This window comes from Flavobacterium microcysteis, assembly GCF_006385255.1.
Classification (GTDB): domain Bacteria; phylum Bacteroidota; class Bacteroidia; order Flavobacteriales; family Flavobacteriaceae; genus Flavobacterium; species Flavobacterium microcysteis.
In genome coordinates, this window is record NZ_VFJE01000056.1 from 122,173 (window position 1) to 142,815 (window position 20,643).

The following is a 20,643-nucleotide window of genomic DNA, read 5'->3' on the forward strand; positions in this document are numbered from 1 at the left end:
CTAAGACCTTAGCAACTTAGCGACTTAGAACCTTAGCACCTTAAAACATGCGTTGGAACCTTAAACCTACACCCGATTCAGAAAAAATTAAAAGCCTTCAGGATTCCTTAAACATTGATGAACTTACAGCAACGTTGCTCCTGCAGCGAGGTATTGAAACCTTTGAGCAAGCCCGGCAGTTTTTCCGTCCAAAGTTAGAAGACTTGCATGATCCTTATCTTATGAAAGATATGGACAAGGCGGTGATTCGTATTGAAAAGGCCATAAAAGAACAGGAAAATATCCTGGTTTTTGGAGATTATGATGTTGACGGAACTACAGCCGTATCTTTGGTCTCTTCCTATCTGAAAAGCTATTATCCTAATGTCGACACTTATATTCCGGATCGTTATGATGAGGGTTATGGCGTTTCCTTTAAAGGTATTGATTATGCTGATGATAATGGAATTACTCTGATTATTGCACTAGACTGTGGTATCAAGTCCATAGACCATGTGGCGTATGCCAAAGAAAAAAATATCGATTTTATTATATGTGACCACCACAGGCCAGGTGATACATTGCCGGATGCAGTTGCTATTTTAGACCCTAAACGTGCCGATTGCCATTATCCGTATGACGAATTATGCGGCTGCGGAATTGGTTTTAAGCTATTGCAGGCATTGGCAAAAAACAGAAATCAGACCATAGAAGATTTACTTCCGTATCTGGATTTGGTGGCTACAGCCATTGGTGCAGATATAGTGCCAATTACTGGTGAAAACAGGGTTTTGGCCAAATTCGGGTTGGATGTTATTAATTCGAACCCACGACCGGGCTTTAAGGCAATTACCCAAAACCTGAAGAAAAAAAATCTTACCATTACCGATGTCGTTTTTATATTGGCACCACGGATAAACGCAGCCGGAAGGATAAAACATGGCAATTATGCTGTAAGATTGCTTACCGAATTCGGAATTGAAGAGTCAGAAGCTTTTGCAAAAGAACTGGAAGTTTTTAACGCTGACCGGAAAGAATTAGACAAACAGATTACTTCAGAAGCTTTACTCCAGATTATAGAAAACCAGGAAGAAAACAAATATTCGACAGTCGTATACAAAGAAGACTGGCATAAAGGAGTTATTGGGATTGTGGCTTCACGCCTAATAGACACCTATTATCGCCCGACTTTAGTGTTTACAAAAAGCGGCGACAAGCTGGCAGCATCGGCCCGTTCTGTCAAAGATTTTGATGTGTATAATGCACTGGAGGCCTGTTCTGAATATTTATTGCAATTTGGCGGACATATGTATGCGGCCGGATTGACTTTAGAAGAAAAGCAATTCGAGAATTTTAAGACACAGTTTGAAAAAGTAGTTTCAGAAACCATAGCCGAAGAGTTAAGAACTCCAGAAATTCTGATTGATGCGGTAATCGACCTAAAAGACATTACCGAAAAATTTGTCCGCATTTTAAATCAGTTCGAGCCTTTCGGACCTATGAATATGATGCCGGTTTTTATGACCGAAAACCTAAGAGATACGGGTTACGGAAAAAGAATCGGTAGTGATGAAAGCCATCTGAGGCTTTTTGTAAAACAGGACGATTCCGAAGGTTATGGTGCCATAGGATTTGGAATGGGAAATAAACTTGAGTTTACCCAAAATCAGCAGCTATTCGATGCGGTTTATTCGCTGGAAGAAAATGAATTCAACGGAAACGTAAGCCTGCAACTAAGACTTCGTGATATTAAAAGCAAACAATAGGATTACACCAAATAAAGTATGATAGAAACTTTGCGCCTCTGTGCCTTTGCGTGCCATTATTTTCTCGCAAAGACGCCAAGACACTAAGGGAAAACTTTAAGAAAATTTAATTTAGAATGATTTTAAATAATTCTTATATTTGTTCGAAATAATTCAGTTATGAAAGAAATCGAACAAATCTATTTTAATGACTTTGGTGTCGCTTTCCATTGGAAAAAAGAAAAGAAGGTACTGAAAAACAAAGTACAACTAGTTTTTAAGGAAACGGGCTTTTATCTTTCAAAAGAAGAACTGAATTTTTTTGCAGATACGATTGATGCAACCTGTTATGAAGTCAATGCTAATTGCGATGCCTGCGAATTCAAAAGAAAATGCCATAAATTTTTACTGAAAACACCGGTACAGCAGATTGATTTGGCAGTTTCCGTCAATGAATTATTGCAAATCAAGGATTTGGTAGAAGGCACAATTTTTCAAATCCAACTAAAAGATTATTTGGATGAAATCTGCCAGAATTAAGACTTATACTCTTTTAATTCAAAGGTAGTTCCGTCAAATACACCATAGGTAAAATAGCCAATCCAGTCACCCAGATTTATATAGGAAGAATTGTTACCTACTTCTATTGTCATAGGTAGATGCCTGTGACCAAATACGAAATAATCGTAGTGTTTGGTCTCTAGCTTTCGTTTGGAATATTGTACCAGCCATTCATTATCCTCACCCAAAAAACGAACATCTTCTGCTCCGGAAATCAGCTTGTTTTTTACAGAAAGATGTTGTGCTAATTTAACGCCCAAATCAGGATGCAACCACCTAAAAAGCCATTTTGAAAAAGGATTGGTAAACACTTTTTTCATTCTTTTGTAGCCTTTGTCGCCCGGGCCTAATCCGTCGCCGTGGCCAATCAGAAAATGCTTGCCATCAAACGTAAACTCTTTTGTAGTATGGTAAACGGGAATATTAAGCTCTTTCTCGAAATAATCAGACATCCATAAATCGTGATTGCCTACAAAAAAATAAATCGGAATGCCGCTGTCACGAATTTCCGCCAATTTTCCCAAAACACGTACAAATCCTTTTGGGACTACGGTTTTGTATTCGAACCAAAAATCAAACAAGTCGCCTAATAGGAATAATGCAGTTGCATCTTTTTTGATTTCATCAAGCCAGGCTACAAATTTTTGTTCTCTTGGAAAACTCAATTCAGGCGTTGGCGCTCCAAAATGTTGGTCGGAAGCAAAGTATATTTTAGTGTCTGCCACGTTTATTCAATTAAAATCCAAAGATAAGAAAGATTGCGCACTTAACAGGATATGGCGCTTTCTTCTTTTATCTTCCCCAGATTTCACTTTCAATAACCATAGGGATAACAACACCTATAACAAAAGAAGACATGACAAGCGTCCAGTCGCGCTTAGAAAAACGAAAAACAGTCTGCACGATGTAGGATAGAATCAACACGATAAGAACCACAATAATCTGTGCGGCTTCAATACCTAAGGCAAATTCGAGTAACGGAAGTAATTTGTCGGAAGAATTCCCTGGAAGTATGGTGTTGAAATAATTCGAAAAGCCCAATCCGTGAATGATTCCGAAGAAAAGCGTTACGATAGCTATAAAGCTGATACTTTCCTTTTTTGAATTTTTTCCGGCTGTGAAAAGATGGAAAACGGCTGTGATTAATATGGTAATTGGAATTAAAAACTCAACAAGATTGACCTTAATCTGTACAAAGCCATATACCGAAAGGAGCAAAGCCATAGTATGGCCAACCGTAAAAAGAGAGACTAAAAGCAATACTCTTTTCCAGTCTTTAAAAGCATAGGGAATTGTCAATGCGATTAAAAACAAGACATGGTCGTAGGCATTGATGTCTAAAACATGACGTAATCCTGTGTTGAAATAAATCCAAAACTCAGACATATATAGATATTTTTGATTGGGATTTCAAACATACGATATATTTTGGAAAGAGTTTATTTCTGTTAAGAAAAGTCGGCAATTTATGCCGTTAAAATAGAAATAGGATTATATTTGCAAAAAAATTATAATTATGTCAATTTCAGATTTATTTGATAGCGGATTTAAAAATAGAAATAAAGGACATTTCGCTTCTATCGTGAGAGTTGCAATGGAAAACGGGCACTTGAGCGAAGAAGAAAGACACTTCTTGGACAAGTTGGCCATGCAATTGGATATTTCTTCTGAAGAGTATGCTGAAATTCTTGCTAATCCGATGAAATACCCAATCAATCCTCCTTATTTGCACACGCAAAGACTAGAGCGTTTGTATGACCTTTCAAGGATGGTATATGCGGATCACGTTTTAGGTCCAAAACAAAAAGAAATCCTTACCCGATTTGCATTGGCATTAGGATTTACTCCAGGAAACGTACATTACATTGTTGACAAAGCACTTTCATTGCTTGTCTTGGGTGTAGATTTGGACACTTTCCTATTCGAAATGACTCACATGAATAAATAAAAAAAAGCTCCAATCGGAGCTTTTTTTATGCGTATACTTTTTATTTCTCGCTTGCTGTTTTCATAAATTCTTCTGCTTTTTCTACCATGTTGTAGCTACCGCAAAAGAATGGGACACGCTGGTGTAGTTCTGTTGGTTGGATTTCCATAATTCTTCCAAAACCGTCAGAAGCCTTGCCGCCTGCTTGTTCTGCTAAGAAGGCCATCGGGTTGCATTCGTATAGAAGACGCAATTTTCCGCTTGGAGCCTTAGAGCTTGTTGGATAAATATAAATTCCTCCCTTAATCATGTTTCTATGGATGTCTGAAACCAAACTTCCGATATAACGTGAAGTATAAGGTCTGTCTCCTTCTTCCAACTGGCAGTATTTGATATAATCTTTTACGCCTTGTGGGAAATGAACATAGTTTCCTTCGTTGATGGAATAAATCTTACCGTCTTTTGGAAACTTCATGTTTGGATGTGAAAGGTAGAAAGTGCCAATAGCAGGATTCAGTGTAAATCCGTTCACGCCACGCCCTGTAGTGTATACCAACATGGTTGATGTGCCATAAATTACATATCCGGCTGCTACCTGATTCACACCAGGCTGAAGAAAATCTTCAATAGTAACCGGTGTTCCTATAGGAGTTATTCTTCTGTAAACAGAAAAAATGGTTCCAACAGAAACATTTACATCGATATTGGATGAACCGTCAAGCGGATCCATCAATACGACATATTTGTTGTTATGGCATTCGTCTTTACCCTTGATAGTGATAAAATCATCACTTTCTTCTGAAGCGATACCACATACAATTTCACGGTTAATTAGTGTCTGTATAAAAGTCTCGTTGGCAAAAACATCTAATTTTTGCTGATCTTCTCCCTGAATATTCTGTTCGCCGGCAGCGCCCACAATATCTACCAATCCGGCCTTGTTTACCTTGTAGTTAACGACCTTGGCGGCCAATCGGATGGAGTTGATTAATCTGGATAATTCTCCGGAAGAATATTGGAAATCTTCCTGTTTTTCAATAATAAATTCCCCTAATGTTTTATTGCGTTCCTCCATTACGATATCGTTGTAGTTGTGGTGCAAATATCGTTCATAAATTCTATTATTTCAGACCCGACATCAAAAAAATATTTATAAATAAATGTTACAAATATAAAAAAATGTTATTTTTGCATGATTTTAAAAAAGACAGGAAAATTGGATTTTTCAAGGAATTTTTCAGAAAAGAAATGTCTTGGATTGTGCAGTTGGACAAGCTTTTAATATATTCGCTGTAAAAATCGAAACAGAGAAAAAGAATACAGAAATGATAATCAGAAGAGGAACTGAAAACGATATGAAGGCTGTTTTGGGCCTGATTCAAGAACTGGCTGTTTTTGAAAAAGAACCTGAAGCAGTAGTAGTTACAAAAGAAGATTTAATCCGTGATGGTTTTGGAAGCAATCCGCTCTTCCATACTTTTGTAGCAGAACTGGAAGGTGAAATTATAGGAATGGCGTTGTACTACTATCGATTTTCTACATGGAAAGGAAAAACAATTCATCTCGAAGATTTGATTGTTACTGAAAAAAGCAGAGGTACGGGAGCTGGAATGGCACTGTATTCTGAAATTATAAAAGAAGGAGAAAAAGAAAATGTACGCCGTATTGAATGGAATGTCCTAAATTGGAATACGCCCGCCATCGAATTTTATGAAAAATCCGGAGCAAAAGTCTTATCAGACTGGCGTGTTGTCCACATGGACGAACAAGGAATTAATGATTTTTTAAAAGGCTGAAAGCAATAGGCCATAAGCCGTAAGCCAAAAATCTAAAATCAAAAATCAAAGGTCGAAAGCTGAAAGCAATAGGCATTAAGCATTAGGCAATAAGCCATAAGCCGTAAGCCAAAAATCATAAATCATAAATCAAAAATCTAAGATCACAAATCAAAAATCAATGAGAGTATTTAAATTTGGAGGTGCTTCAGTAAAAGATGCCAATGGCATTAAAAACGTATATGATGTTTTACAGCAGGTCGGTTTTGACGATGTACTGCTTGTTGTATCGGCTATGGGGAAAACGACAAATGCTTTGGAAGTCGTAATAAAGAACTATTTCGAAAAATCGGCTGAGTTGCAATCTTCCATACAGGATGTCAAGAAATACCACAACCAGATTTTGCTCGATTTGTTTGAAGATGATAAAAATGCCGTTTTTGCAGCTATCAATCAGCTTTTCTCGGATTTGGAAGGTTTCTTGAAAAGCAACAAATCGCCTAACTATAATTTTGTTTACGATCAGATTGTCAGCTTTGGTGAGATGATTTCGACTACTATCATCAGCCACTATTTCAATTTCAGAGGATTGAAAAACCAATGGCTTGATGTTCGTAATTTTATAAAAACAGACACGACCTATCGTGATGCCATTGTAGATTGGGAACAAACACAAAAGCTGATTTCTAAAAACGTAAAGAAAAAAGTACTCAACATCACTCAAGGATTTTTAGGTTCTGACGAAAATAATTTCACAACGACTTTAGGGCGTGAAGGTTCGGATTATACGGCAGCTATTTTTGCCTATTGCCTGAATGCGGAAAGTGTTACCATCTGGAAAGATGTGCCTGGTGTTATGAATGCCGATCCGAGGTATTTTGAAAATGCAACGCTCCTAAACCAAATTTCATACCGTGAAGCTATAGAACTTGCCTTTTACGGAGCTACCGTTATTCACCCTAAAACATTACAGCCATTACAGCGAAAAGAAATTCCGTTGTTTGTAAAATCGTTTCTGAATCCGTCATTGCCGGGAACCAGCGTAAGCAAAGGAGCTGATTTGGAACCACACCTGCCTTGTTTTATCGTAAAAAAAGAACAGCTGCTCATTTCGCTTTCTTCTATAGATTTCTCTTTTATCATGGAAGAGAATATCAGTGAGATTTTTGGACTTCTGCACCACTATAAAATGAAAGTGAGCCTGATTCAGAACTCAGCAATCAGTTTCTCGGTTTGTATTGAAGACAAATTCGGCAATTTCAGCGACCTGAAAAATGTACTTTCAAAGAAATTCAAAGTTTCTTATAATGAAAATGTTTCACTTTATACCATTCGCCATTTCAATGAGAAAGCAGCAGAAATGGTTGAAAAAGGCAAACAAGTATTGCTGAAGCAAGTCAGCAGAGAAACCATGCAAATTGTTACCAAAGAAACCACCAACTAATTATTTTTTATAAACCACGTGCCATCGGGAGTTGCGAAATATCGTACTCCCGATTTTTATTTGCTTTTCCTCGAAGAATCCGGCTCTTGAAATTATTGGTTTATAAATACTACTTTTGAGCTTTCGGAGTTATAGTATTTATGTTGAAAAAATTGCTTTTTCTGGTTTTAATAGGCTTTGTTTCTGGACTTTCTGCCCAGGAAGTCAAAACGCCATATAAAAATAGGAAGATTACGGCTTCAAAAGATACCATACGTATTGACAGCGTAAGCATCAGCAGTTCGTTTTTCAAACTACAGGACAAGCAGGGCAATGATATTGACACGACCTATTATAAGGTTGATTTCCAAAAAAGTATACTTGTTTTTAAAAATGATTTTAAGTCGGAAGATACTCTGACACTTCGTTATTTCAGCTATCCTGAATATCTTACCCGAAAATATAGTATTTATGATGACAGCCGTGTTGTCAGCAATGAATCCGGAAAAGGCAATCTTTATAAGGTTTCCAGAGATCCAATAAGCACCTTTAAACCTTTTGACGGATTAAATACATCAGGAAGTATCACCAGAGGAATTACGATTGGTAACAACCAAAATGCGGTAGTCAATTCCAATCTGGATTTACAAATAACGGGCAAAATTTCAGACAAGGTAAGTTTAAGAGCTTCCATTCAAGACAGTAATATTCCTTTGCAGGAAGGCGGATATTCACAAAAATTGGACGAATTTGACCAGATTTTCATTGAACTTTTTAGCGATAAATGGAATATTAGGGCAGGGGATTTATTTTTAGAGAACAGGCAATCCCGATTTCTGAATTTCAACAAAAAAGTACAAGGACTTTCTGCAAATTTCACATTTGGAACGCCAGAAAATAAAACCAATGTTTTTGCATCGGCAGCTTTGGTAAGAGGACAATACGCCCGGAGTTCGTTTACCGGACAAGAAGGAAATCAAGGACCCTATAAGCTGCAAGGGCCTAATGGCGAATTGTATATTTTGGTTATTTCTGGTTCAGAACGTGTTTTTGTCAACGGGATTTTGCTGACTCGAGGTGAAAATAATGACTATACGATTGACTACAATGCGGGCGAAATAATCTTTACATCTTTATTTCCGATTACTTCCGAAATGAGGATTAATGTCGAATATCAATATTCAGACAGAAACTATACACGTTTCGTAACCTATGCCGGAGCCATGCACGAACAGGAAAAGTGGAGTATTGGCGGGTATTTATATTCAGAAAATGACGTGAAAAACCAGCCACTGCAACAAAATCTTTCTGCAGAGCAAGTTGAAGTGTTGAAAGAGGCGGGTGACAATACTGCAGCAATGACAGCGCCGTCAGCTTATGTAGACAGTTATTCCGAAAACAAGATATTGTACAGAAAAATAAACGTTGGTGGTGTTGAGGTTTTTGAATTCTCAAACACTCCTACTGATGAACTATACAATGTGCGGTTTTCTCTTGTAGGTGCTAATCAGGGAAATTACAGGCTTTCGAATACGGCTACCATAGGAAGAGTTTACGAATATGTTCCACCGGCAAACGGAATTCCTCAAGGAAATTATGAGCCTATTATCCGATTAGTAGCTCCAACCAAAATCCAGATTGCTACCGTTTTGGGGAAATACAAACCAAACGAAAAAACGTTGGTTGATTTTGAATTAGGTATAAGTAACAACGACCAAAATCTCTTTTCCTCAAAAGATGACAGCGATAACCAGGGACTTGCCGGAAAGATCAATGCCAAACAAAGGCTGTTTTCAAAAACATGGCAGTTGGATGCTTTTGCCAATTACCAATTTGTACAGAAACAGTTTAGAACCATTGAGCGCTTATTTACGATTGAATTTGACCGTGATTGGAACCTGACCAATCCGCTAGGGAATCAAAGCTTGCTTGTTACCGGTTTGAACTTTATCCTTCCAAACAAGGGAAATGCAAGATATCAGTTAGAAAAGCTTGATTTTTCTGAAAGCTTTTCAGGAACAAGACACGTAGTGGATGGCTCCTTCCGATTTAAAAATTTCACTTTCCAAAATAACGGGAGTATACTGAAAAGCGATAGCAATTACTCCGAATCAAAATTTATCAGGAACCAGACACAGGCACGTTATCATTTTGGGAAAAACTGGATAGGAGGTAGTTATCGACTGGAAGACAACGAAGAAAAGATTAAAGAAACCGGACAGTTTTCTGCCTTGAGCCAAAAGTTTAATGAGTTTGGTCTTTTTACAGGACGAGGCGATAGTACAAAAGTGTATGTAGAATTGGGATATCTGCAACGTTCCAACGACAGTTTGGTCAACGGATTTGTAAAAAAAGTCAATACATCCAATTCCTATTATCTGAAGTCAAGATTGATGAAAACTGAAAAAAGCGACCTTTCATTATTTGTCAACTACAGGAATTTGAAATTTGAAGATCCAACACGAAAAAAAGAACCTTCTTTAAATTCAAGATTGCTATATAATGATCGTTATTTTGACCAATTAATTCAGGTTACCACAACCTATGAAACCACATCCGGAACCATTCCTCAACAGGAATTTACCTATCTGAAAGTAGAAGCGGGACGAGGCGTTTATACCTGGATTGATTATAACAATAACGGAATCCAGGAACTGGAAGAATTTGAAGTTGCAAAGTTTGCAGATCAGGCAGAATACGTACGAATTTTTCTTCCCAACCAGATTTTTATCAAGACACACCAGAATAAATTTTCACAGTCTGTTATACTAAATGCCAACCAATGGCAGAATGAAAAAGGATTCAAGAAGTTTTTGTCTTATTTCTATAACCAGACTTCTTTTCTTGTGGATCGAAAGATTATCCGAAACAGCGATAATTTTGACTTGAATCCGTTTTCTTCAGGTGAAAAAGATCTTTTGGGATTGAACTCCAGTTTTAGAAACAGCTTGTTTTATAATAGAGGAAAACAAGACCATTCTGTGACGTATACCTATTTGAGAAATAGGGCAAAAACGTTGCTTTCAGTAGGTTCGCAGGAAAGTAACAACCGTTCACATCAGCTGCAATATGCCCATCTTGTGCAAAAAAGCTGGCTTTTTGGATTTATGAGTAAAACAATTGAATCGGAATTGTTTTCGGAAAACTATACCAGCAAGAATTTTGAATTAAAAGGCTATCAGCTGGCACCTAAAATTTCCTATCTGTTTTCAAGAAATGCAAGCTGGGATTTGTTCTATGAATTTCAGGAAAAAGACAACAAAATCAATGATAAAGAGTCCTTGCAACAGCATCGTGTAGGGACGTCTTTTACTTATTCGTCTGAGAAAAAATTTACGATGAATGGCGAATTTTCATTATATAAAAACGATTTCAGTGGCGATGCACTCTCTCCGGTCGCTTATCAGATGCTGGAAGGACTGCAACCAGGACAGAATTTAACATGGCGTTTGCTATTGCAAAAGAACCTGACGCAGTTTTTGGATGTCAATGTGAATTATGAAGGAAGAAAAAGTGAAGAAAGTAAAGCCATCCATACTGGAAGCGTACAGCTTAGGGCTTATTTTTAACATGGATAATCAGTTGAAACCTTTATATTTGGAATCTTAATCTAAAAATCGACCCATGAAAACAAAAATAATAGCAGGCTCACTTTTGGCAATTTCATTGTTCATGACCTCATGCAAAAAAGAATTACAGCCACAAGAAAGCTCTGAACCAACTGAGGCAGTTGCTACAGATCCAGCCGCAGCTCCTGCAGATGGACAGATGCCTGTAAATGCGCAGCCACAGCCGCAACAAGTACAACCACAAGTGCAAGCACAACCACAGGTTAACGTACAGCAACAGCCGACTACTACGGCTCCGGGAATGAATCCGCCACACGGACAGCCAGGACACCGTTGTGATATTGCTGTAGGTGCTCCGTTGAATTCGCCTCCGGGACAAAAACCAACAGCAGCGGCACAGCCAACGCAACCAGCGCCACAACCAACAGCGGCTCCATCGACTATAACTCCGGTTAATAATGCCAATGTTGTTACCGCTCCGGGGATGAACCCGCCACACGGACAGCCAGGACACCGTTGCGATGTTGCCGTAGGTCAGCCATTGCCAAAAGCATAAGGAATAAATAGTTAATTTTCTATATAAGAATAAGACTCTGCGTCTTTGCGTGCCATTTTTTCTCGCAAAGGCGCAGAGTTGCTTTACATAAGGAGTAATCAAAATGAAAAGAATTACCACATTACTATTGTTACTGACTTTTTCATTTGGTTTTAGCCAAACCAGCCAGGAAATTATAATTGAGAAATATCTAACCAATGGGGCATATAAAAATCATTACACCACTCACGGTTGGGAAGATAATATTAATCAGGGAATCGAAAAGGATTCGACAATTGCAGAATTGTGGCAAAATAAAGCGCTTCCTTACTGGAAAATGAAAAAGTATGATGTAGCCGTGTCATGTTATGATAAGGCGGTTTTTTATGATAGGAAAAACTATCTGGGAAGAAGAGGTTATTTAAAATGTATTTTTCAAAAAGATTACAAGAGTGCTATTGCAGATATGGAAGCAGCAGAAAAAGAATTTGGCTATGGCTATCAAAACGATCATTCTTATCCGTTTTATATCTCATTATGTTATTTACAGCTTAACGATTTTAAAAAAGCAGAGCAGGTTTTGCAAAAAGACTTTGATAAAACAGTAAAAGAGCGTGGGAAAACCTGGATTCATTTCTTAGATTTATTTTATATGGGAATCATACAATATGAATTGAGAAAATACGACAATGCGATTTACTATTTTGACAGAGCATTGGCAGAATATACCGAATTTTCAGATGCAGAATACTATAAAGGCCTGTGCCTGATTCAAAAAGGAGACAAAAGCAAGGCAGAAGCAATCATGCTGAAAGCAAAAAAAGATTTTGAACGAGGTTTCACCATAAATGAAGATGACTCCTTTTATGAACCTTATCCATACAAAGTAAACTGGCATATGGCAAAATGGACTATCCCCAATTACAAAGAATAACCCGATTTATACCCCGAATAGTACCTTAGTATCTCAGTAGCTTAGCGCCTTAGCACCTTAGTACCTCAAAACCTTAATGCCTTCTAAACCTCAATAACCCTACCCACTCTAACTTCCTCCAAAAAATACTCATCGTGCGAAACAACGATCAAAGTACCTTGATATTCATTTATAGCAGCGGTCAATATCTCTACGTTTTTGATGTCTAAATTATTGGTTGGTTCATCTAGTATAATAATATCCGGCGACTGACTGCTAATGGTCAGGCAGCAAAGCAACAAACGCATCCTTTCGCCACCACTTAACGCACTGCAGGGTTTATCCCAATCTTCTCGGCTAAACAAAAAGCGATTGAGCCTGATTTTTATTTCGTGTTCTTGCAAGGAGGAAGAATTGAATTGCTGTGCCTGTTCATAAACTTTTAGCTTGTTGTCAAGCAAAGAATAATCCTGATCGATATAAACCGATTTATTGTCTGCCCTGTAAATGGTTCCCGTTTGCGGTTCTAAAGTTCCTAAAATCAATTTTATTAAAGTCGTTTTCCCGGAACCGTTTGTTCCTTTTAAGACAATACGTTCGCCGCTTGTAAATTGAAAACTCAGGTTGTCATTCCAAAGTGACTGCGTACTGTAAGTAAAATTAATTTCGGTTGCCGTAAATAAGACTTTTCCTTGATGTAATGATGAATTGTCGAAACCAAATCTCATCTTATCAATATCAGGCAAAGCAGAACGGAGTTCCTGCAGGTCCTTTGAAATGCCGCCAATCTTTTCTGCATGCACGCTTTTGAGTTTTGAAGTGCTGTTTTCGGCATTGTTTCGCAAGGTGTTCATCATGATTTTGGCAACACCGGCTTTTTCCTGTTTTCCTTTCCCCCGACTGTCTAATTTTTGTTGCCGTTCTAACGTTTCCCGTTCTTTTTCTTTGGCTTTCCGCAATGCTTTTTCTTTGCTTTGGATATCCTGATTCAGAGCATTATTTTCAATTTCTTTTTGGGCTGTGAAAAAATCGTAATTACCACCATAGACTTTAATTCCGTGTTTGCTCAATTCACAAATCGTATCCAACAGGTTTAGCAATTTCCGATCATGGCTTACAACAACCAAGGTGCTTTTTGTAGACTGAATAAAGTCGTATAAAAGTTGTCTTCCTGGAACATCAAGATGGTTGCTTGGCTCGTCCAATAAAACCAACTCTGGCTGATGGATGGAAATTCCCGCCAAAAAAACTTTTGTTTTTTGTCCGCCGCTCAATGTTTCCATTTTTTGCGACAAGTTCAGGTCAGTGAGTTGCCAATGTTGTAAAGCTTCGTTACATCGTTCTTCAATCGTCCAATCATCATCCAGCAAGGTGTAATTTTCTTCCGTTACGTTTTCGTTTAGGATTTCTTGCAGCGCATTGAGTTTTGTTTCAATTTTCAATGCTTGCGCAATGGTCAAATGATTGTATTGTCCGAAAATCTGCGGAATATAATACGGTTCGGCATCAACAATTCGTTGTCCGCTTACGGGTTGCAGTTCGCCTGCAATAATTTTGAGCAACGTAGATTTTCCGGTTCCGTTACTGCCTATTAATGCTATTTTGTTGTGATGGTTAACTGTCAGGCTGATGTTGCCAAACAGCACTTCTTTATTGGAGTGTGTATAGGAAATATTCTGTAAAATCAGCATAATTTCTTTCGTTTAAGATTAATGAAAAGGTGAAGCCGCGATGAGGTTCGCCATTTTTAATTACCAGAAAGAAATTATTTTTTACACGTTATTTTCTATTGAAGTGAGAGGGCAAATATACAAAATGTAATTGAACTTTGCGACTCTGCGGCTTTGCGAGCAATCATTTCACGCAAAGCCGCAGAGTCGCAAAGCTTATTTATGCAAATAGGTAATGAATATTCAGAAGAGAAAAGAAAATACTAAAAGAAACGCTGACAATAAGAAAGGCAAATACAAATTTTGGTTTTTGCTGAGACAATACGGCTGCGTTAAATCCCATACAGAATATGGTTACGAAGAATAATTGTATCATATGCCAGATTGAAGTACCACCCATAAGAATAAACATTGCGGCAATAGCACCAAGGCAGCTTTGAGCAAGAACACTCAATGTTGTAAAGCCAATAAAACCTCTTTTATAACCTGTCAAATAATCATTATATGTTTTCATGATAAGATGCTTTAAAATTTATACTGTAAAGGTAAGTATACATTGAGTCAGCGTTTTATGATAAAAATCATGTTTTGTAAAAATAAAATTACCCATCTTAAAAATGTGATAAGATGGGTAAATTTACGACTGCCTTGAGGCATTTGTATTATAACATTATAAGAGAATGTTTCAAGTTTCAGAAAAATTAAAACTGGCTGATGGCATCATTAATAAGTTTCATTTCTGATGCAGTAATCGTAACATCGGCAGATTTTGCATTTTCGATGGCCTGGGCTGCATTTCTGGCTCCGGCTAAAACCACGCTGATTCCTTGTTGTAATGTCGTCCAGCGTAAAACAAGCTGTGATAAAGAAACATTTTTGCTTTGGGCAATGGGTTCAATTTTATCAAGGAGTGTCTTGACTTTCTCGGCAGAAAATTGCCCGAAATAACCATTTCTGTGGTCGTCAGATTTCAGTTTGGCCTCTTTGAAATACTTACCTGTCAGTAATCCTCTTTCCATTGGACTATACGCAATAATACCAATATTGTTTTCGATTACATAGGGAACAATTTCATTTTCGATAGCACGGTTCAGCATGCTAAACGGAACCTGGTTTGAAACCAGTTGTATTGTCTTACCGGCTTCTTTTAATTGCGAAAGGTCGTAATTACAAACGCCGGCTGCACGAATTTTTCCTTGCTCAATAAGCAGGTTTAACGCTTCCATAGTTTCATCAATCGGAGTTGTCGAATCCGGCCAGTGAATCTGAAGCAGGTCGATATAATCCGTACCCAGACGGTTTAAGCTTTCTTCCAATTCTTTGATGATATTTGCTTTGGATGCATATTTATATACAGGAAAGGTTTTTCCGTTGCTTTCGGCATCAAAGAAATAATCTCCTTTTCCGTTATTGCTTCCGTCCCATACCAGTCCGAATTTTGTTAGCAGCTGTATTTTATCACGGTTTTTTCCTTTGATGGCTTCGCCAATCAGTTCCTCGCTTAGTCCCATTCCGTAAAATGGAGCCGTATCCAGCGAAGTGACTCCATGGTCAAGTGAAGCGTGTACGGCTTTGATAGAATCCTGTTTTTCATTACCGCCCCACATGGTTCCGCCAATGGCAAATGCACCATACGTTATTGCGGAAAGCTCCAAATCAGAATTTCCTAATTTTCTATATTCCATTATCCTATTTTTTGTGTTTTATATATAATTACATTGTCTTCCAAAAGAGTTTCAGCTGCTTTTACAAACTCCTGAATATAAGGTTGGCTGTTATGTGCTTCGAGTCCTTTTTCATCGTTCCAGATTTCATGGAAAACAAAAATAGTAGGCTCTGCGCTGTTTTGATGCAGGTCATATTGAAGACAGGCCGTTTCTTTTTTGGAATGAACTACCATGTTCATTAGTAATGATTTTACTGCATCAGTATGCTCCGGTTTGCTTTTTACTATTGCTGTCAGATGTATCATAGGATTAGTTTAAAAAGATGTTATTCAGGTGTTTGTTATACAATACGAGGTCTCTTTCTACATCGGCATTTTTTTCAATATCGTGAAAGTGTATGCCTTGCAGCGGAGCCATTCCGGTAAAAGCATTCATGCGGTGGAAACCAAACATAACGCCTTCATCGACATTTTTCTGTTGGAAGAATTCGTCAGGAAGCGTAAAGGCTTCTTTTGGTGCATTCCATGAAGTGGTAAGCATGTATTTTCTACCATGCAGCATTCCACCAGTTCCATAATTGATAGTTGGGTTTTCTGAAGAACGGCCATCGCTATGGTAAATTCCGGTAGCATGGCCTTCAGTAAATACAACATCAATATATTGCTTAAAGGCATGAGGAATCTGGAACCACCAAATAGGAGTGTGGTAGATAACAACATCAGCCCAAACAAATTTTTCTACTTCTTTAGCAGGGTCGTATTCGTTGTTGACATCTGTTATCTGTACTTCAAAATTGGGATTGTTTTTAAAAAAGTTAAACGTTTCCTGAGCGATAGTTTCGTTGAACTTACCACCGGAATGGCCAAATTTTTGACCGCCATTGATTATAAATATTTTTTTCATGATCGTATTAATTCATTTGATGATGCAAATTTATGGCGGTATTATCTATTATTAAAATAACTTAATTCATACCTTTGTATTATAATTATAATAGTTGAATTATGGTAAATCTGGAATGGTACAGGACATTTAAGGCCGTATATAAATCGGGAACGCTTACCGGAGCAGCGGAAGTACTGTTTATCTCACAACCGGGAGTCAGCCTGCATTTGAGTTCGCTGGAAAATTATGTAGGATATAAGCTATTTGACCGTACGGGACGCAAAATGGTTCCTACGGAAAGAGGTAAAGTGCTTTATAATTTTATTATCGAAGCGATGACAAAACTGGAAGAAGCCGAAAAGAATTTCCAGCGGAGTACAGAGAAGCACACGCCTACGATTAGTGTGGGTATGTGTTTTGAAACGTTCCAGATTACGTTGGAGCAATATATTGCGACCTTGCCATTTAATGTAATTATCCAATTTGGAGAATATCCGGAAATGGTTGAAAATCTCGAAAAAGGAATATTAGACATTATCATCACGCCACAAATGGTTCCTAAAAGCAGCATCGATTATCAGCCTTTTTCTTCTGAAACAATAGTGCTCGTTGGAGGTAATGAAACGGATGTGCAGGCATTCCATGCCTTGGAAGAAACAGGAGATTTTGAAGCTGTAGAATCATGGCTGAAACAGCAGAAATGGTATGGAACAACCGGAGACATGGAGCATTTGAGAAGATTCTGGCAGTTGAACTTCAACAAATATCCGGACTTCCGCCCCAATTATATCGTGCCTAACCTAAACTCTATTGTGCGTTGTCTTAGCAGCGGACAGGGATTGGCAGTAATTCCGGATTTCCTGTGCAAAAAAGACATTGATAGCGGGCAAATCAAAATGATATGGCAAGGAAAAGTACCTTTGACCAATACGCTTCATTTTGCCACAAGAAAAAAGACAATCTACGCAGACGAGATTGCCTTGATCAAAGAAATATTTATGAAAGTGATGAAATAAAACTAGTTTTTCTTCTTTTTGAAATCAGGCATAAATGAGATTCCAACATTGAAATAACCCGTTCCGTCTTGTTTGGTCGAAAAGATATAATCGTTTGTGTTTTCTCCTCTTTCGGACAGCCTTGAATTAAAAACAGTTGACAATCCGGTTTTGAACGTGGCAATAATTGTTTTGTTGATATGATGCTCATAGGTCAGTCCTGAACGAAGTTCTAAAATTCGGTAATCATAAACATCGGCAAAACCGGGTGCATTATTGTTATAGACATAAAATCCGTCACCGTTGAGTTCCGTTCCTATAGAGAATTTTCCATTTTCAGATACCGGTCTGTGGAATAAGAGCCTTTGTGGTAAAATCAGGTCAAATATCCAAGGCGAGTTTTGAAAACGGTGTTCCATCATAAAAGTTGGTGCAGCCGGAACCGGAGAAGCCGGATCGATAAAGATAAGTGCTCCAACACCAATCATGGTTCTTTCTGTTTTTTTCAGAATAATTGTAGCACCTATAAAACCTTTCAAACGCTCGATATCTTTTTCACTACCATCAGCAGTAAAACTAGCATTATAGATAAAAGGTTTGTTGAATAATCGGGCAAAATAAGTAAAACTTAGTGTTGCGGAGAGGTAATGGAAATCTACTTTTTTGTCATAAGGTGCAATAGCATCGCCAGCTACATTTTCAACATCGTTTAGCTCAAAAGCCTCATATTTGTAATTAAGGGATGTAGTAACGCTCCATCTCGGTTTGGAAAAGACGACAAAATTCGAATTCGCATTGAATCGGTAATGGTTTTTGATTTCTCCTTTTTCAAAAGCTTTGTCGAATAACTCGGAGTCAAAATCGGTAGGCAGGTATTGCTGGTACTGGAAATCCAAAAAACGGGTGGAAGGAAATCTTTCAGTTACAGCAGCCTTGACATTTTCTTTTAATTCTTCTTTTTCTTGTGCATTTGCAAAAACACATAGCAGTATTGCAAAAGGCAAAATTTTTGATTTCATAGCATGTTTTTAAAAAGGTTGTTGTTATAGTCTGTCCGAAATGTTTTTTCCAAGATATTGTTCGAGGAACTTTTTACGGAATACTTCTCCAATCGGAATCTCAGAAGTCTTGATATAAATGGTATGGTTGTCAAAAGAATCAATATGCTGCACATTGACCATATAGGATTTGCTGACACGGATAAATTGGGTTTCCGGAAGGTGCTGCGATATGGTTTTGAGGTTCATGGCCGTGATAATCTTGCTGTCATTGGCATAAATCACGACATAGTCCTTCAGTCCTTCGATATAGAGCACATCCCTGAAAAGAATTTTGTGGAATTTCCGTTCTGATTTTATAAGCATAAAGTCGGTTTCCAGACTTTCCAAGGTACTTTTTTCTTCCTTACCGGACAGTAATTCGCGGTAAGCAAATGCTTTTTTAATCGATTTTTCCAACCGATTTTTAATAATTGGTTTTACGAGATAGTCTATAGCATCTACCTCATAACTTTTTAAGGCATATTGTGAGTAAGCGGTGGTAAAGATGATGAGGGTTTGTTCCGGAATGGATTCTGCAAATTCCAATCCGTTAATTCCCGGCATCTGTATGTCGAGAAAAATCAGGTCAACTGTATTTTCAAGCATGAATTCCCTAGCCTTTTTAGGGCCATTGAAGCATCCAATAACATTCAATTCAGGAATATCCTGTAAGAGCAGGAGCATGCTCTCTCTGGCAAGAGGTTCGTCATCAACGATTATGCAATTCATATGGGCAAGGTTAAGGTTACGGTATATCTTTTATCAAGGTCGTCAATATCTAATTTATAATCCTTAGCATATAGCAAATCCAACCTACGTCTGGTATTTGCTAATCCGAGTCCTCCTTTTTGTCGGTCATCAATTGGTTCGGCGGGTTTGGTATTAGAACAGATAAAAACGAGTTCTCTTTTATAAATCGTAAAAGAGATATCTATTTTAGAAGGATGGTCGAGGTCAGCACTGTGCTTGATAGCATTCTCTATAAATGTAGTAAAGAGGTTAGGAGGAAGCACCAGTTGTGAAATCATGTTGCTGTTACTGTCTTCGTTTTCAATCGCAATCCTGAAATTAAAATCATCACGGCGAATCTTCTCAAGCTCCATAAAATCGTTTAGGAACTGTATTTCAGATAAAAGCAATACAGAAGGCTGGTTATTGTCATACAATTGGTAACGAAGGAAATCAGACAATTTCATGATAATGGCTGAAGCTTTCTCCGGATTTTTTTTAACCAATACGTTGACATTGTTCAGCATATTGAAAAGAAAATGCGGATTGATCTGATTCTTTAATTCTTTGAGTTCCAGTTGCAGGGAATTTGTTTCCAGCTCATTGATTCGCGCCGTGTCGCGTGCCCATTGCTGGAATAATTTTATAGAAGTTGACGAAAAAACCAAAATCGTAAGCAGGTTGGAAGTAGCCAGGATTTCCCTAAAAAAGCTTGAAAAAACCTTCCGTGGCGTAATCCGATACTGATCAAAATAATTCAGTCCATTTTTTACGAGTATAAAACTGCATACGATAAGCAGAACGAGACACAGCAAATAGGAAATATATTCGCCCTTAAACAAAAGCTTTGGGACGAGCACATACATATTGATATAGACCATTGCCAGGAAATAGATAATCCATAACCATTTTATATAGTAGTGAAAATCGCCGCTATATTCTTTGATTTCTCCTGAATCGTACGAAAATGCAATGATGTATAAAATAATGGACAAATGCCTCCAGACCCTATATTTTGGATCGATGAGGAATTTTATAAAATTATTTTGAAAACAAGTGTCTTTCAAGGCTATAGATATTAACGATGCGAAATAAGACTAAAAAAAAGCAATCCCCAATTAATTTATACCAACCGCCTTTTAAATTATACAAAAAGGTTTTTTGCCTGTTTGGGTATTAAATCTATTAAATAACGGTTTTTGTATAAAATAAGTTTGTGTTGGTATAAAA

20 protein-coding genes are annotated in these 20,643 nt (G+C 37.7%); 9 read left to right on the top strand and 11 right to left on the bottom strand.

All coding sequences use genetic code 11. The features are described 5' to 3' along the window. The first annotated feature begins 47 nt into the window (after window positions 1-47). Window positions 48-1,745, top strand: coding sequence for a single-stranded-DNA-specific exonuclease RecJ (gene recJ / locus FJA49_RS14260; RefSeq protein ID WP_140001602.1), 1,698 nt, complete (start codon window positions 48-50; stop codon window positions 1,743-1,745). A 159-nt stretch (window positions 1,746-1,904) separates the two neighbouring features. Then, window positions 1,905-2,264: a hypothetical protein gene (locus FJA49_RS14265; RefSeq protein ID WP_140001603.1), complete on the top strand. Its 360-nt coding sequence runs from the start codon at window positions 1,905-1,907 to the stop codon at window positions 2,262-2,264. Here the strand turns inward: FJA49_RS14265 and FJA49_RS14270 are convergent. Next, complete coding sequence (locus tag FJA49_RS14270; RefSeq protein WP_394344086.1) at window positions 2,261-3,010, bottom strand: UDP-2,3-diacylglucosamine diphosphatase; 750 nt, start codon at window positions 3,008-3,010, stop codon at window positions 2,261-2,263. The two genes, FJA49_RS14265 and FJA49_RS14270, sit on opposite strands and share 4 nt — an antisense overlap. Window positions 3,011-3,077: 67 nt before the next feature. Then, entirely contained in the window at window positions 3,078-3,671 is a 594-nt protein-coding gene (locus FJA49_RS14275) for a HupE/UreJ family protein (protein ID WP_140001605.1), read from the bottom strand. A gap of 130 nt (window positions 3,672-3,801) precedes the next feature. Here FJA49_RS14275 and FJA49_RS14280 point away from each other — a divergent pair, with 130 nt between their 5' ends. Beyond that, a complete protein-coding gene (locus tag FJA49_RS14280) occupies window positions 3,802-4,233 on the top strand; it encodes a tellurite resistance TerB family protein (RefSeq protein ID WP_140001606.1) in 432 nt (143 codons plus the stop codon). A gap of 40 nt (window positions 4,234-4,273) precedes the next feature. On the opposite strand, the gene fbp is transcribed toward FJA49_RS14280, so the two are convergent. After that, on the bottom strand, window positions 4,274-5,287 hold the full coding sequence (fbp, locus tag FJA49_RS14285; RefSeq protein WP_140002994.1) for a class 1 fructose-bisphosphatase: 1,014 nt from the start codon (window positions 5,285-5,287) through the stop codon (window positions 4,274-4,276). Window positions 5,288-5,537: 250 nt separating this feature from the next. On the opposite strand from fbp, the gene FJA49_RS14290 reads away from it, so the two are divergent. From FJA49_RS14290 to FJA49_RS14310, 5 genes are all read left to right on the top strand, one after another. After that, entirely contained in the window at window positions 5,538-6,008 is a 471-nt protein-coding gene (locus FJA49_RS14290; protein WP_140001607.1) for a GNAT family N-acetyltransferase, read from the top strand. Window positions 6,009-6,168: 160 nt separating this feature from the next. Then, complete coding sequence (locus FJA49_RS14295; RefSeq protein WP_140001608.1) at window positions 6,169-7,431, top strand: aspartate kinase; 1,263 nt, start codon at window positions 6,169-6,171, stop codon at window positions 7,429-7,431. Between the two features lie 140 nt (window positions 7,432-7,571). After that, complete coding sequence (locus tag FJA49_RS14300; protein WP_140001609.1) at window positions 7,572-10,979, top strand: hypothetical protein; 3,408 nt, start codon at window positions 7,572-7,574, stop codon at window positions 10,977-10,979. Window positions 10,980-11,034: 55 nt separating this feature from the next. Continuing rightward, window positions 11,035-11,535 (top strand): hypothetical protein, encoded by a 501-nt coding sequence (locus FJA49_RS14305; protein WP_140001610.1) that lies wholly within the window; start codon window positions 11,035-11,037, stop codon window positions 11,533-11,535. Window positions 11,536-11,638: 103 nt separating this feature from the next. Next, the gene (locus FJA49_RS14310) at window positions 11,639-12,448 is read left to right on the top strand and encodes a tetratricopeptide repeat protein (protein WP_140001611.1); all 810 of its coding nucleotides are present in this window, start codon (window positions 11,639-11,641) and stop codon (window positions 12,446-12,448) included. A gap of 83 nt (window positions 12,449-12,531) precedes the next feature. Here FJA49_RS14310 and abc-f read toward each other — a convergent pair whose 3' ends face one another. The 5 genes from abc-f to FJA49_RS14335 all read right to left on the bottom strand — a co-directional run bounded on the left by abc-f (window position 12,532) and on the right by FJA49_RS14335 (window position 16,667). Then, entirely contained in the window at window positions 12,532-14,118 is a 1,587-nt protein-coding gene (gene abc-f, locus FJA49_RS14315) for a ribosomal protection-like ABC-F family protein (RefSeq protein WP_140001612.1), read from the bottom strand. A 199-nt stretch (window positions 14,119-14,317) separates the two neighbouring features. Next, on the bottom strand, window positions 14,318-14,611 hold the full coding sequence (locus tag FJA49_RS14320) for a hypothetical protein (protein WP_101471175.1): 294 nt from the start codon (window positions 14,609-14,611) through the stop codon (window positions 14,318-14,320). Between the two features lie 187 nt (window positions 14,612-14,798). Then, a complete protein-coding gene (locus tag FJA49_RS14325) occupies window positions 14,799-15,782 on the bottom strand; it encodes an aldo/keto reductase (protein WP_140001613.1) in 984 nt (327 codons plus the stop codon). Then, on the bottom strand, window positions 15,782-16,069 hold the full coding sequence (locus tag FJA49_RS14330; RefSeq protein WP_140001614.1) for a putative quinol monooxygenase: 288 nt from the start codon (window positions 16,067-16,069) through the stop codon (window positions 15,782-15,784). Before FJA49_RS14330 ends, FJA49_RS14325 begins: the two co-directional genes overlap by 1 nt. Before the next feature lie 4 nt (window positions 16,070-16,073). Beyond that, window positions 16,074-16,667 (bottom strand): NAD(P)H-dependent oxidoreductase, encoded by a 594-nt coding sequence (locus FJA49_RS14335; RefSeq protein WP_140001615.1) that lies wholly within the window; start codon window positions 16,665-16,667, stop codon window positions 16,074-16,076. A gap of 101 nt (window positions 16,668-16,768) precedes the next feature. On the opposite strand from FJA49_RS14335, the gene FJA49_RS14340 reads away from it, so the two are divergent. Continuing rightward, on the top strand, window positions 16,769-17,665 hold the full coding sequence (locus tag FJA49_RS14340; RefSeq protein WP_140001616.1) for a LysR family transcriptional regulator: 897 nt from the start codon (window positions 16,769-16,771) through the stop codon (window positions 17,663-17,665). Between the two features lie 2 nt (window positions 17,666-17,667). Here FJA49_RS14340 and FJA49_RS14345 read toward each other — a convergent pair whose 3' ends face one another. The 3 genes from FJA49_RS14345 to FJA49_RS14355 are packed head-to-tail and all read right to left on the bottom strand — an operon-like array spanning window position 17,668 to window position 20,480. Beyond that, complete coding sequence (locus FJA49_RS14345) at window positions 17,668-18,663, bottom strand: hypothetical protein (RefSeq protein WP_140001617.1); 996 nt, start codon at window positions 18,661-18,663, stop codon at window positions 17,668-17,670. A 24-nt stretch (window positions 18,664-18,687) separates the two neighbouring features. After that, on the bottom strand, window positions 18,688-19,413 hold the full coding sequence (locus FJA49_RS14350) for a LytR/AlgR family response regulator transcription factor (RefSeq protein ID WP_140001618.1): 726 nt from the start codon (window positions 19,411-19,413) through the stop codon (window positions 18,688-18,690). Continuing rightward, window positions 19,410-20,480 carry a sensor histidine kinase gene (locus FJA49_RS14355; RefSeq protein ID WP_140001619.1) on the bottom strand — a complete coding sequence of 357 codons (1,071 nt, stop codon included), beginning with the start codon at window positions 20,478-20,480 and terminating at the stop codon, window positions 19,410-19,412. Before FJA49_RS14355 ends, FJA49_RS14350 begins: the two co-directional genes overlap by 4 nt. Window positions 20,481-20,643 lie beyond the last annotated feature (163 nt).

Bases quoted from the DNA above. Each gene is read 5' to 3' on its own strand.
- recJ (WP_140001602.1), top strand. From the start codon at position 48: ATGCGTTGGAACCTTAAACCTACACCCGATTCAGAAAAAATTAAAAGC.
- FJA49_RS14265 (WP_140001603.1), top strand. From the start codon at position 1,905: ATGAAAGAAATCGAACAAATCTATTTTAATGACTTTGGTGTCGCTTTC.
- FJA49_RS14275 (WP_140001605.1), bottom strand. From the start codon at position 3,671: ATGTCTGAGTTTTGGATTTATTTCAACACAGGATTACGTCATGTTTTA.
- FJA49_RS14280 (WP_140001606.1), top strand. From the start codon at position 3,802: ATGTCAATTTCAGATTTATTTGATAGCGGATTTAAAAATAGAAATAAA.
- fbp (WP_140002994.1), bottom strand. From the start codon at position 5,287: ATGGAGGAACGCAATAAAACATTAGGGGAATTTATTATTGAAAAACAG.
- FJA49_RS14290 (WP_140001607.1), top strand. From the start codon at position 5,538: ATGATAATCAGAAGAGGAACTGAAAACGATATGAAGGCTGTTTTGGGC.
- FJA49_RS14295 (WP_140001608.1), top strand. From the start codon at position 6,169: ATGAGAGTATTTAAATTTGGAGGTGCTTCAGTAAAAGATGCCAATGGC.
- FJA49_RS14300 (WP_140001609.1), top strand. From the start codon at position 7,572: ATGTTGAAAAAATTGCTTTTTCTGGTTTTAATAGGCTTTGTTTCTGGA.
- FJA49_RS14305 (WP_140001610.1), top strand. From the start codon at position 11,035: ATGAAAACAAAAATAATAGCAGGCTCACTTTTGGCAATTTCATTGTTC.
- FJA49_RS14310 (WP_140001611.1), top strand. From the start codon at position 11,639: ATGAAAAGAATTACCACATTACTATTGTTACTGACTTTTTCATTTGGT.
- abc-f (WP_140001612.1), bottom strand. From the start codon at position 14,118: ATGCTGATTTTACAGAATATTTCCTATACACACTCCAATAAAGAAGTG.
- FJA49_RS14320 (WP_101471175.1), bottom strand. From the start codon at position 14,611: ATGAAAACATATAATGATTATTTGACAGGTTATAAAAGAGGTTTTATT.
- FJA49_RS14325 (WP_140001613.1), bottom strand. From the start codon at position 15,782: ATGGAATATAGAAAATTAGGAAATTCTGATTTGGAGCTTTCCGCAATA.
- FJA49_RS14330 (WP_140001614.1), bottom strand. From the start codon at position 16,069: ATGATACATCTGACAGCAATAGTAAAAAGCAAACCGGAGCATACTGAT.
- FJA49_RS14335 (WP_140001615.1), bottom strand. From the start codon at position 16,667: ATGAAAAAAATATTTATAATCAATGGCGGTCAAAAATTTGGCCATTCC.
- FJA49_RS14340 (WP_140001616.1), top strand. From the start codon at position 16,769: ATGGTAAATCTGGAATGGTACAGGACATTTAAGGCCGTATATAAATCG.
- FJA49_RS14345 (WP_140001617.1), bottom strand. From the start codon at position 18,663: ATGAAATCAAAAATTTTGCCTTTTGCAATACTGCTATGTGTTTTTGCA.
- FJA49_RS14350 (WP_140001618.1), bottom strand. From the start codon at position 19,413: ATGAATTGCATAATCGTTGATGACGAACCTCTTGCCAGAGAGAGCATG.